This window comes from Amycolatopsis sp. NPDC059021 (assembly GCF_042739895.1).
In the GTDB taxonomy this organism is placed as follows: Bacteria; Actinomycetota; Actinomycetes; order Mycobacteriales; family Pseudonocardiaceae; genus Amycolatopsis.
Window position 1 is genome coordinate 1 of record NZ_JBHYIQ010000178.1, and the last position, 11,626, is coordinate 11,626.

At 69.7% G+C, this 11,626-nt stretch carries 11 protein-coding genes; 8 read left to right on the forward strand and 3 right to left on the reverse strand.

The window, feature by feature from the left end:
- Positions 1–53: 53 nt before the first annotated feature.
- Positions 54–1,274 carry an acetyl-CoA C-acetyltransferase gene (locus ACFWX1_RS46910; protein WP_378396424.1) on the reverse strand — a complete coding sequence of 407 codons (1,221 nt, stop codon included), beginning with the start codon at positions 1,272–1,274 and terminating at the stop codon, positions 54–56.
- 141 nt (positions 1,275–1,415) lie between these two features.
- Between ACFWX1_RS46910 and ACFWX1_RS46915 the strand changes: the two genes are divergently transcribed.
- The 7 genes from ACFWX1_RS46915 to ACFWX1_RS46945 all read left to right on the forward strand — a co-directional run bounded on the left by ACFWX1_RS46915 (position 1,416) and on the right by ACFWX1_RS46945 (position 9,352).
- Positions 1,416–2,387 (forward strand): pentapeptide repeat-containing protein, encoded by a 972-nt coding sequence (locus ACFWX1_RS46915; RefSeq protein ID WP_378396425.1) that lies wholly within the window; start codon positions 1,416–1,418, stop codon positions 2,385–2,387.
- Between the two features lie 346 nt (positions 2,388–2,733).
- Complete coding sequence (locus tag ACFWX1_RS46920; protein WP_378396426.1) at positions 2,734–4,104, forward strand: cystathionine beta-synthase; 1,371 nt, start codon at positions 2,734–2,736, stop codon at positions 4,102–4,104.
- A 117-nt stretch (positions 4,105–4,221) separates the two neighbouring features.
- Complete coding sequence (locus ACFWX1_RS46925; RefSeq protein WP_378396427.1) at positions 4,222–5,706, forward strand: hypothetical protein; 1,485 nt, start codon at positions 4,222–4,224, stop codon at positions 5,704–5,706.
- Between the two features lie 143 nt (positions 5,707–5,849).
- Positions 5,850–6,404, forward strand: coding sequence for a hypothetical protein (locus ACFWX1_RS46930; RefSeq protein ID WP_378396428.1), 555 nt, complete (start codon positions 5,850–5,852; stop codon positions 6,402–6,404).
- Between the two features lie 108 nt (positions 6,405–6,512).
- Positions 6,513–7,163 (forward strand): hypothetical protein, encoded by a 651-nt coding sequence (locus ACFWX1_RS46935; protein WP_378396429.1) that lies wholly within the window; start codon positions 6,513–6,515, stop codon positions 7,161–7,163.
- A gap of 6 nt (positions 7,164–7,169) precedes the next feature.
- On the forward strand, positions 7,170–8,144 hold the full coding sequence (locus tag ACFWX1_RS46940; protein WP_378396430.1) for a hypothetical protein: 975 nt from the start codon (positions 7,170–7,172) through the stop codon (positions 8,142–8,144).
- Between the two features lie 50 nt (positions 8,145–8,194).
- Positions 8,195–9,352 carry a cystathionine gamma-synthase gene (locus ACFWX1_RS46945; protein WP_378331641.1) on the forward strand — a complete coding sequence of 386 codons (1,158 nt, stop codon included), beginning with the start codon at positions 8,195–8,197 and terminating at the stop codon, positions 9,350–9,352.
- A 6-nt stretch (positions 9,353–9,358) separates the two neighbouring features.
- On the opposite strand, the gene ACFWX1_RS46950 is transcribed toward ACFWX1_RS46945, so the two are convergent.
- Positions 9,359–9,646 (reverse strand): hypothetical protein, encoded by a 288-nt coding sequence (locus tag ACFWX1_RS46950; protein WP_378396431.1) that lies wholly within the window; start codon positions 9,644–9,646, stop codon positions 9,359–9,361.
- A gap of 95 nt (positions 9,647–9,741) precedes the next feature.
- Between ACFWX1_RS46950 and ilvA the strand changes: the two genes are divergently transcribed.
- Positions 9,742–10,938 carry a threonine ammonia-lyase gene (ilvA, locus tag ACFWX1_RS46955; RefSeq protein WP_378396432.1) on the forward strand — a complete coding sequence of 399 codons (1,197 nt, stop codon included), beginning with the start codon at positions 9,742–9,744 and terminating at the stop codon, positions 10,936–10,938.
- Between the two features lie 498 nt (positions 10,939–11,436).
- On the opposite strand, the gene ACFWX1_RS46960 is transcribed toward ilvA, so the two are convergent.
- The coding region (locus tag ACFWX1_RS46960) for a hypothetical protein (protein WP_378396433.1) at positions 11,437–11,626 on the reverse strand (190 nt) is incomplete at its 5' end.

Genomic DNA, 11,626 nt, shown 5'->3' on the forward strand with positions numbered 1-11,626 from the left:
CTCCTTGAGGGACTCTGGGTCCCTCAAGGAGGCCCCCACGGACCGTTACCAGGTCAGGAGAGGCGTTCGAGGACCATGGCCATGCCCTGGCCGCCGCCGACGCACATCGTCTCCAGGCCGAACTGCTTGTCGTGGTGCTGCAGCGAGTTGATCAGCGTCGAGGTGATCCGCGCGCCGGTCATGCCGAACGGGTGCCCGACGGCGATCGCGCCGCCGTTGACGTTCAGCCGGTCGATGTCGATCCCGAGGTCGCGGTAGGACGGGATGACCTGCGCCGCGAACGCCTCGTTGATCTCGACGAGGTCGATGTCGCCGATGGACAGCCCGGCGCGGGACAGCGCCTGCTTCGACGCCTCGACCGGCCCGTAGCCCATGATCTCCGGCGACAGCCCGGAAACCCCGGTCGAAACGACGCGCGCGAGCGGCGTGATGCCCAGTTCACGAGCCTTCGTGTCGGACATGACCACGAGCGCGGCGGCGCCGTCGTTGAGCGGGCAGCAGTTGCCCGCGGTGACCCGCCCGTCGGGCCGGAACACCGGCTTCAGCCCCGAGACGCCTTCGAGCGTGACGCCCGCGCGAGGGCCGTCATCCTTCGAGACGACCGTGCCGTCCGGGAGCGTGACCGGGGTGATGTCCTTGGCCCAGAACCCGTCCGCGATGGCCTTTTCGGCGAGGTTCTGCGACCGGACACCGAACTCGTCCATGTCCTCCCGCGTGACGCCCTTGAGCCGCGCGAGGTTCTCGGCGGTCTGGCCCATCGCGATGTAGACGTCCGGCACCTTGCCTTCGGTCCGCGGGTCGGTCCAGGTGTCCGAGCCCTGCTCGGCGGTCGCCTGGGTGCGGGCCTCGGCCTCGGCGAACAGCGGGTTGTGCGTGTCGGGCCACGAGTCCGAGCTGCCCTTGCCGAAGCGGGACACGGTCTCGACGCCCGCCGAGATGAAGACGTCGCCCTCGCCCGCCTTGATCGCGTGCAGTGCCATGCGGGTGGTCTGCAGGCTGGAGGAGCAGTAGCGGGTGATGGTGCACCCCGGCAGGTGGTCGTAGCCGAGCTCGACCGCGACGGCGCGGCCCATGTTGAAGCCGGACTCGCCGCCCGGCAGGCCACAGCCCAGCATCAGGTCGTCGATGTCGGCCGGGTCCAGCTGCGGCACCTTGTCGAGCGCGGCGCGCACCATCTGCACCGCGAGGTCGTCGGGCCGCATACTGACCAGCGAACCCTTGTTGGCGCGCCCGATCGGCGAGCGCGCGGCGGAGACAATCACGGCTTCAGGCATCACAGACCTCTTCGTCGAGTACTGAAATAAGCGCTTGGTCACCATCTTGGGAGTGTGTGGCGTGGGTGACAAGCCGGGGGCGACGCGGAACACGTCCAAAAGGCGAACACGGTTTCGCGAACGCTGGCACAATGCGCCGCCGTGACGAGCCATCGAGTGCTGTCGACACGGACCATCCTGCTCTGGGGCGCGGGGCTCTTCGTCCTCGCGACGACGGCGGCGATCACCCTGCTTTCGACCCTCGGCGGCGGCAGACCGGAGGACTCGGCCCGGCTGGACGCGCTGCGCACCGCGGCCAACGTCGTCGTCGGCACCGGCGGCGCGGCCGCGCTCCTGCTCGCCGCGCGGCGCCAGCGGTCCGCCGAACTCGACCTGGTGCAGAAGGACCACGACGCCACGCAGCGCCGGGTGACCGAGATGTACAGCAAGGCCGCCGAACAACTGGGCAGCGACAAGGCCCCCGTCCGGCTCGCCGGGCTGTACGCGCTGGAACGGCTCGCGCAGGAACACGAGGAACAGCGGCAGACCATCGTCAACGTCCTGTGCGCCTACCTGCGGATGCCCTTCCAGCATGATCCCGAGGACGAGGAGAACCGCCAGGAACTCCAGGTACGCCGCACCGCGGAACGCGTGCTGACCCTGCACCTGCGGCCGGGCAAGGACGGCGAAAACCCCGCCTACTGGCCGGATGTCGATCTCGATCTGGTCGGCGCGACGCTCACGAACTTCACCTTCACCCACTGCCGTGTCCGGTCCGCGGTGTTCTACGGCGCCACCTTCGTGGGAACGACGTCGTTCCGCGGCACGTCCTATGTGAGCAAAGCGGATTTCAAGAACACGGTCTTCGACGGCCTGGTCGACTTCCGCTCGGTGGACTTCGGCGCCGCCGGGGGTTCCTTCGCAGGCGCCAGGTTCGAGAACGAGGTCGACTTCGGCGAGAAGACCGAGGCCCGGCTGACCGGGGCCGCGACACGGACGGACCACGGGCTCCGCCGCAAATGGCCCCGCGGCTGGACGGAACGGGCACGTGCCGGTGACGACGTCTGGTCCGATCTGGTGAGCGGCCCTTCCCCCGAACGGCCATCGGCCGATAGCGTGGCCGTCGATGCCTGATACCGACTGAAATGCCGAAACCGCGGAGGACGGTCATGGGACCCCTTCACCGCTGGAGCCGCTGCCGGAGCAGCGCGCCGCTCCTCGTCACCTGCCGAGGCGGGACCGGGGACGCACGGTGCGTGCGGGCCGGTTTCCAGGACGGGACGGCGTTTCGACGTGCCACGGCCCTCCGGCCGGGCACCGGTGGGTAGCGGCTTGGCTGTCGCACGGTTCTCGCCAGTGGCCGGACGGACCTCGCGGGACGTCGCCGCCGGACCGACGCGCACCTGGAGCCGTCCGCCGCTCGCGTGACCGGTTTCGCCTTGGCTGGACAATGGCGGGCTCGCTCCGTTTAGCTGTGCGCGTGGATTACGTCGAGCACATCGCCGATCTGGTGGGCAACACCCCGCTGGTCAAGCTGAACGCACTGGCCGAGGGGCTACAGCCGCTCGTGCTGGCCAAGGTCGAATACTTCAACCCCGGCGGGAGCGTGAAGGACCGCATCGCGCTGCGCATGATCGAGGCGGCCGAGCGCTCCGGGGAGCTGAAGCCCGGCGGCACGATCGTCGAACCGACCTCGGGCAACACCGGCGTCGGGCTCGCCATGGTCGCCCAGCGCAAGGGCTACCAGTGCGTGTTCGTCTGCCCGGACAAGGTCAGCGAGGACAAGCGCAACGTGCTCAAGGCGTACGGCGCGCGGGTCGTGGTGTGCCCGACCGCGGTGCCGCCGGAACACCCGGACTCCTACTACAACGTGTCCGACCGGCTGGTCCGCGAGATCGAGGGCGCCTGGAAACCCAACCAGTACGCCAATCCGCAGAACCCGGAGAGCCACTACCACTCGACCGGCCCCGAGCTGTGGCAGCAGACCGAGGGCAGGATCACGCACTTCGTCGCGGGCGTCGGCACCGGCGGCACCATCTCCGGCACCGGGCGCTACCTCAAGGAGGTCAGCGACGGCCGGGTGCGGGTCGTCGGCGCCGACCCGGAGGGTTCGGTGTACTCGGGCGGCAGCGGGCGGCCGTACCTCGTCGAGGGTGTCGGCGAGGACTTCTGGCCGGAGACCTACGACCGGGAGATCGCAGACGAGATCATCGCCGTCTCCGACGCGGACTCCTTCCAGACCACCCGGCGTCTCGCGCTCGAAGAGGGCCTGCTGGTCGGCGGCTCGTGCGGGATGGCGGTGGCCGCCGCGCTGAAGCTCGCCGAGCGGCTCGGGCCCGACGACGTCGTCGTGGTGCTGCTGCCCGACGGCGGCCGTGGTTACCTGACCAAGGTGTTCAACGACGCGTGGATGTCCTCCTACGGCTTCCTGCCCCCGGACTCCTCGGGTGCCACGGTCGGCGACGTCCTCACGCGCAAGAGCGGGTCGCTGCCGAGCCTGGTGCACAGTCACCCGAACGAGACCGTCGCCGAGGCGGTCGCGATCTTCTCCGAGTTCGGCGTCAGCCAGATGCCGGTGGTCAGTGCCGAACCGCCGGTGATGGCCGCCGAGGTCGTCGGCGCGGTCAACGAGCGCGACCTGCTCGACGCGTTGTTCACCGGCAAGGCCCAGCTCGCCGACCGGCTGGAGACGCACATGTCGCCGCCGCTGCCCACGATCGGGGCCGGTGAGCAGGTCGGCGCCGCGATGACCGCGCTCGAGGGCGCGGACGGCGCGCTGGTGCTGATCGACGGCAAACCCGCAGGTGTGGTGACCCGGCACGACCTGCTCAGTTTCCTCGCCGGACGCTAGAAGAGGTCTCATCGTCCGGGCACACCGAGGTGTTACCGGCGGTTGACCCGGCTATCCGATAGCGTGTGGCCTGGTTAGAACTTTTTCGTGTCCTCGTCAAGGGGGTTCAAGACCCAAATGAGTGCTCCGCAGCCACCGAACCAGCCGTGGGGTGGCGGCCAGCCACCGCAGGGCCCGCCGAGTGGCCCCCAGCCGCAGCAGGACAGTCCGTTCGGCTCACCGGAACCGACCCAGGTCGTCCAGCCGGCCCAGCCGCAGCAGCCGCAGGGCGGCCAGTTCGGTGAGACGCCGGAGCCCACCCAGGTCGTGCAGCCCGTGCAGCAGGGCGAGGGTGGGCAGCCCGCCCAGCAAGGCGACGCGAACGCGACCCAGCTGGTGAACCCGGTCGGGGGCGGCGACGCGCCCGGCGCGGAGTCCACCCAGCTGGTGCCGCCCGGCTCGCAGCCGCCCGCCATCCCGTACGCCCCGCCGCCGAGCGCGGCCGACAACCCCGCCGCGGTCGGCGGGTTCGGCCAGCAGCAGCCGGGCTATGGGCAGCCGGGTGCCTACGGCCAGCCGCAGCCCGCGTACGGACAGCCCGGTCAACCGCAACCGGGTCAGCCCGGCCAGCCCCAGGGCTTCGGTGCCCCGGGCGGCTTCGGCGGCCCGCCGCCGGGTGGCGGCTTCGGCCAGCCGGCGTCGGCGTTCGGCGCCGCTCCCGCCGGGGGTGGCGGTGGCAACGCGCTGTACGGCTACATCGCCGGCGGTGTCGTCGCCCTGCTCGGCCTGATCGCGCTGATCTTCTCGTTCGTCTACCTCGGTGACGCCAGCGACTACTCGAAGGTCTTCGACGGCCTGCCGAACCAGGCCGAGATCGACAAGATCCTGGAGCAGGCGGGCCTCATCGGGCCGGGCACGGTCTGGCTCTACGTCATCCTGATCCTGGTCGGCTCGCTGATCTCGCTCGCCGGCGGTGTCGGGCTCGCGCTCGCGGGCAAGCTGAGCGGCACCATCAAGACCGTCGTGCCGTTCGTCGTGCTCGGCGGTGGCGTGATCCTGGCGCTGTTCTCGCTGCTGCTGAAGATCGGCCTGACGCCGAACTCCGAGACGCTGGCAAGGATGAGCGCGACCGCCAAGGCGTCCGTCGGTGGCGGGATCCCGCCGCTGATCCTGGGCATCCTGATCCTCATCGTCGGTGTGCTCGCGGTGATCCCGGCGACGGCGCAGTTCGCCGGCCTCGGTGGCGGTTCGACGCCGTCCGGTCCCGGTGCGCCCGGTCCGTACGGTGCCCCGCAGGGTGGCTTCGGCCAGCCCGGCCAGCCGGGTGGTTTCGGCCAGCCGGGCCAGCAGCCCGGGTACGGCCAGCCGCCGCAGCCCTATGGCCAGCCGGGTGGGCCGAACCCGTCCAGCGGCGGGTTCGCGCAGCCGGGTCAGCAGCATCCGGGTGGTTACGGCCAGCCGGAGCAGCAGCAGCCGGGTTACGGTCAGCCGCAGCAGCCGTACGGTCAGCCGGGTCAGCCGCAGCAGCCCGGATACGGCCAGCCCCCGCAGGGCTACGGCCAGCAGCCGGGCCAGCAGGGCCCGCCGAGCGGAGGCTTCGGCCAGCCACCCCAGCAGTGGTGATCCGCTAGACCACCCGTGATGCCCCCGGCCGTCCGGCCGGGGGCAACACGTCTTCATACCGTCCGTCGTTTCCGGTCGACGGCGGGTTTTCCCGGGCTAGGGTGAGCGCCGCGTCCTTGCGCCGACAGCCCGACGGGAGAGCCGTGACCGGTCCGTACGGATACCCAGCACCGCAGCCAGGTCTCCCTTACGGAGCCCCGGTATCGCGCCCGACCGGAGCGACGGCCGTCCTCGCCGCGTTGCTCGGCCTGCTGGCCGCGGTGGCGGCGGGATACGTGCCGGTCACGCGGTTCATCGACCTCCCGTCCGGGCTCAGCCTCGGTGATCTGCCGCCGATGGTGCTCGCCGGCCTCGCCTGTTATCTCGTCGCCGGGCTGTTGCTGCTCGTCGGCGCGTTGTCGACGTTGTTCCGCGCGACGGCGGGCGCTGTCCTGCTGCTGCTCGGCGCGCTGCTGGCGATCGCGGCGATCCTGCTCGAACCCGTCGCCGTCTCGACCTACGCGAAGTACTTCACCGCCGTATTCCGCCTGCGGAACTTCGCGGCCTACGACCGTGTCGCGCTCATGGCGCTCGCACCGCTGACGCTGCTCTTCGCGGTCCTGCCGCCGACGTTCAAATACCTGCGTCATCGCCCGCAGACCATGCTGCCGCCGTACGGTCAGGGACCGCAGGGGTACTCCCCGCCGCGGCAGTGGTGACCTGGCACTCCCACGCGTGAAGAACCCGCCGCGAGGCACGCCCGACCGGTACGCTCCGCTGCAGGGTGGTCACCGGCTTGGGGGTGACCGAAGGGCGAGGGGAACACCGTGTCGTATCCGCAGTACCCGGGACAGCAGCCGAACCAGGGACAGCCAGGGGTACCGCCGCAGTATCCGCCCTCGGGCGGCTATCCGGTGCCGGGGCAGCAGCCCGCCTACGGCCAGCCGTATCCCGGCGGTTATCCGCAGGCGCCCGGTTTCGTTCCCCCGCACCAGAAACCGAGCGGCGCCACGGCGATCACCGCCGGCGTGCTCGCGGTGCTGGGCGGTGTGTACTACCTCGTCAGCGCGGTCATCCAGATCGTCGCCGTGTTCGGTTACAGCCGTTACCTGCCTTGGCTCATGCTCGTCACGGCGTTCCTCTACCTCGTGCTCGCCGGTCTGCTGCTGGCCGGTGGCATCCTGCTGTTCCTCAAGAAACCCGCGGGCCGGATGCTCAGCATCATCGGCAGTGCCCTCGCGATCGCGGTGGTGCTCATCGGGTTCGTCCTGAGCCTGGTCGGCCTGAGCGCGCTGCGGCACTTCAGCGGCAGCATGGTCGCCGGGGCGGGGATCGTGGCGCTCGTGTTCGTCGTCATCCCGGCGACCGCGACATTGGTGCTGTCGCTGGTGCGCCCGACCGCGGTGTGGGTCGGCAAGGCACAGCCCCTCGGGGCCTACCCGCAGGCAGGCGGCTACCCGCAGCAGTACCCGCGGTAACGCGCGATGGCTTACCCGTACCCGCCGCCACCACCGGTGGCGGCGCGACCGCCGCTCAAGACCGGCGTGACCGCGATCGTCACCGCCGTGCTGGGTCTCGTGCTCGGCGGAGCCGTCTTCTCGAAGCCGATCGTGGCGCTCATAACGCTGCCCAAGGGCACCTCCATCGGGGACCTCAGCGGTGGCTCCATCGCCGCGCTCGGCCTGTTCCTCCTGTTCGGAATCATCCTGCTGGTGGGCGGGATCCTGGTGTTCACGCGCACCGTCGGCGGGCTCGTGACGCTGATCGCAGGCACCACGCTCACGATCGCGCTCGGCTGGCTCGAACCGCTCTTCTACGACGTGCGGTATGGCCGGTTCCTCAAGGCGACGTTCGAGTTCAAGATCGCGACCGCGTACGGCACGGTCGCCTGCGTGACCCTCGCGCCGGTGGTGCTCGTGCTCGCCGTGGTGGCGCTGGTGCTGCGTCCGATCCGCCGCAAGCGTGCCGCGATGGCCACCCTCGGTGGCGCGCCGCTCGCGACACCCGCGCAGCCGGAGTTGCCCGCGGTACGGCTCCTTCGCTGGGGCACGGCCGGGGTTTTCGCGCTGCTCGCGGTCGTCGCGATCGTGCTGTCGGCCGTCTCGCGCAGGACGTGGCGGTACGCCGGGGTCTTCTGGCTGATCGTGGAGCTGGTGGCGTGGGCGGTCGTGCTCGCCGGGGCCGCCTGCCTGTACGCCGGTAAGAAGGCGGCATCGCTGCTCACCCTGGGTGGCGCGGGACTCGCGCTCGTCGGCGCGGTCGTGGAGGTGAGCTACGGGAGCAGCGCCTGGGTACTGCTCGTGCTCGCGCTGGTGGCGTGCGCCGCCGCTGCCGCCCTGCTCAGTCCATACATCGGGATGCTGATCGGCGTCGCCGCACCGATCCGGCCAGGCGGTCACGCCCCGCCACAGCCTCCTCACCAGCAGTATCCGCCGCCGCAGCCGCCGGGCCGGTGGTGAAGTTACTCCCACTTACTGGGATTGTCGGGGGTTCCCCGTACCCTGGTGGCATGGTCGACGACTACTCAGCGCTGGGTTTCGAGACACGTGCCATCCATGCCGGGCAGCAGCCCGATCCGCGCACGGGTGCCGTCATCGTGCCGATTTACCAGACCTCGACGTACGCGCAGGACGGCGTCGGGGGCACCCGCGAGGGTGACTACGAGTACTCGCGCACCGCGAACCCGACCAGGACGGCGCTGGAGCAGGCGCTGGCCGCGCTGGAGGGCGGCAGGCACGCGCTGGCCTTCGCCTCCGGCATGGCCGCGTCCGACGCCGTGCTGCGCACCGTGCTGCGGCCGGGTGATCACCTCGTGCTGGGGAACGACGCGTACGGCGGCACGTTCCGGCTGATCGACAAGGTGCTGAGCCTGTGGGGCATCGAGCACACCGTCGCCAATCTGTCCAATGTGGACGAGGTGCGGGCCGCGATCCGGCCGGAGACCAAGCTCGTCTGGTGCGAGTCGCCCACGAACCCGCTGCTCGGCATCGCCGACATCGCCGCGCTGGCCGGTGTCGCGCACGAGGCCGGTGCCCGGCTGGTCGTCGACAACACCTTCGCGACCCCGTACCTGCAGACGCCGCTGGCGCTGGGCGCGGACATCGTCGTGCACTCGACCACCAAGTACCTCGGCGGGCACTCCGACGTCGTCGGCGGCGCCGTGGTGACCAATGAGGACGAGATCCGCGAGCAGCTGTTCTTCCTGCGCAACTCGGCGGGCGCGGTGCCCGGCCCGTTCGACGCGTGGCTCACCCTGCGCGGGCTCAAGACGCTCGCGCTGCGCATGGAGCGGCACAGCGACAACGCCGAGAAGATCGTCCAGGCGCTGGTGAAACACCCCAAGGTGGTCAAGGTCTACTACCCTGGCCTTCCTGAGCACCCCGGCCACGAGACGGCGGCCAAGCAGATGCGCCGGTTCGGCGGCATGGTGTCGTTCAGCCACGTCGACGGCGAACAGGCCGCGCTGGAGGTCGCTTCGCGGACGAAGCTGTTCATCCTGGCCGAATCCCTCGGCGGGATCGAGTCGCTGATCGAGCACCCCGGCCGGATGACCCACGCAAGCACCGCGGGCTCCACCCTGCAGGTGCCCGCCGATCTGCTGCGGTTGTCCGTGGGTATCGAGGACGGCCGGGACCTGGTCGCCGACCTGCTCGCCGCGCTGGACTGAGAGAACCTACGGGCGGTAGTTGCCGGGCTGGGCGTCCTCAGCGGACGCACTCCCAGAAGGCGCGTGCGGCGCGGGTGGCAGTTCTTCGCCGTTCACGCAGCCGCCGACCAGTTCGACGTGGTTGTCGTGGCGGATGTACTGCGCGGGCGCCGCGCATCCCGCCCTGTCGACCGTGAAGACCGCGGCGCCGGTCAGCGCCGCCGCGGACAGCACGCCGACGACGAGGGACAGCACGCTGGCGGAGCGGGTCGCGCGCACCGGTCGAGCGGTGTTCGCGTGGTCACCCGTTGCCATATTCGCTCCCTGATCAGCCGTCGCCGCCGCGTCCAGGGTACTCGGCCCGCCGTGGTCCCAGCCCGCATGTCCGGTAAGTGGCATCATCCGGTGCCATGGAACTCGTCAGCCTCGAGAGGATCCGGGAAGCCCGGGAACTTCTCGAAGGGATCACCCGGGTCACGCCGATGGAGCACGCGCGGGATCTCCGCAGGTTGCACGGTGGTCCGGTGTACCTGAAGTGCGAGAACCTGCAGCGCACCGGGTCGTTCAAGATCCGCGGAGCCTACACCCGGATCCACGGGCTGAGCGAGGAGGAACGCGCCAGGGGCGTGGTCGCGGCCAGCGCGGGCAACCACGCGCAGGGCGTCGCGCTCGCTTCGTCGTTGCTGGGCACCAAGGCGACCGTGTTCATGCCGCTGCGTGCCCCGCTGCCGAAGCTCGCGGCCACCCGCGGCTACGGCGCCGACGTCCACCTGCACGGCGCGGTACTGGAGGAGACGCTGGCCGAGGCGATCTCGTTCGGCGACCGGACCGGCGCGGTGTTCATCCACCCCTTCGACCATCCGGACATCATCGCGGGCCAGGGCACGGTCGGGCTGGAAATCCTGGATCAGGTCCCCGGTGCCCGCACGGTGCTCGTCGCCGCCGGCGGTGGCGGGCTCGTCGGCGGGGTCGCTTCGGCGGTGAAGGCCGTCAAGCCGGACGTCCGGATCGTCGGCGTCCAAGCGGAGGAAGCGGCCGCCTTCCCGCCGTCGCTGGCCGCCGGCGCACCGGTCCGGCTGCGTCAACTGTCCACAATGGCCGATGGGATCGCGGTCGGCGAACCGGGCCCGGTCAGCTACGCGCACGTGTCGTCCCTTGTGGACGACATCGTGACCGTCTCCGAAGAATCGTTGTCCCGCGCGGTGTTGCTGTGCCTGGAACGGCGCAAGCTCGTCGTCGAACCGGCGGGCGCCGCCGCGGTCGCCGCGTTGCTGCAGCATCCCGGCGCGTTCGAACCGCCGGTCGTCGCGATCCTCTCCGGTGGCAACGTCGATCCCGTGCTGCTGGTGCAGATCGTCCAGCACGGGATGACGGCCGCCGGACGCTACCTCAAACTCCACCTGCGCGTCCCCGACCGCCCGGGCTCGCTGGTGGCGGTGCTCTCGTGCGTGAGCGAACTCGGCGCGAACGTCCTCGACGTCGAGCACTCGCGCATCTCCGGCTCGCTCGGTGAGGTCGACGTCTCGCTCGCGCTGGAAACCCGCGGTCCCGAACACTGCGAAGACGTCGTCGCCGCCCTCGAACACGCCGGGTACACCGTGGTCTAGCAGCAGGCACGCGGGCCAGGCGCGGATCTTCCTGATCTTCGTCGTGAATTCTACGATTTTCGGATAAATAAAGGAACTATTGCCGGAACGGCATGCCGGTGATCGTCTTGACTGGTAGTTGCTTGCCATGCTACCAATTGTTCTTGGTAGTCTAATACAAGGGAGGGTGTGTTGACTAAGTTTGGTCGGGTAGCTGCTGTGGTTGCGGGGTCGCTGATGATGGTCGGCGGAATCGCATCAGTGTCAACAGTGACCGCGAGCGCGAGCTCACTGGACGCGGTAAGGCCTGCGGGATATTCGGCCCCACTGGACTGGGTAAGGTGGTCGCCGCATAACACGTGGGCCCAGTGTCACGATGAGGGTGAAGGCCTTACGCGTAATACGGGGATCCCTTACCTGTGTCGCCAGGAAGGTGATATCTGGTGGCTCTACATTCCGTCGTGATGAGCTTCGCCTGTTCTTGGCGCAGTGAAGTGAATTATTTCAACGATGGTGGATTCACTTCGTGAGCTGACTTGTGGTGATCTCCGGGTAGCTTAAGAGTAGAAATTCTTGAGCCACCGGACCTGTCGTTTCTCCGTCTATTTGCGAGCGAATGCCGGAGCGTTCCTTGTCGAACACGCCGGCTACACCGTGGTCTGAAAGGTCCGTGGGGGCCTCCTTGAGGGACTCTGGATCCCTCAAGGAG

Excerpts from the sequence above, each read along its gene's own strand:
- ACFWX1_RS46950 (WP_378396431.1), bottom strand. The coding sequence starts at position 9,646 with ATGGCAACGGGTGACCACGCGAACACCGCTCGACCGGTGCGCGCGACC.
- ACFWX1_RS46945 (WP_378331641.1), top strand. The coding sequence starts at position 8,195 with ATGGTCGACGACTACTCAGCGCTGGGTTTCGAGACACGTGCCATCCAT.
- ilvA (WP_378396432.1), top strand. The coding sequence starts at position 9,742 with ATGGAACTCGTCAGCCTCGAGAGGATCCGGGAAGCCCGGGAACTTCTC.
- ACFWX1_RS46925 (WP_378396427.1), top strand. The coding sequence starts at position 4,222 with ATGAGTGCTCCGCAGCCACCGAACCAGCCGTGGGGTGGCGGCCAGCCA.
- ACFWX1_RS46910 (WP_378396424.1), bottom strand. The coding sequence starts at position 1,274 with ATGCCTGAAGCCGTGATTGTCTCCGCCGCGCGCTCGCCGATCGGGCGC.
- ACFWX1_RS46940 (WP_378396430.1), top strand. The coding sequence starts at position 7,170 with ATGGCTTACCCGTACCCGCCGCCACCACCGGTGGCGGCGCGACCGCCG.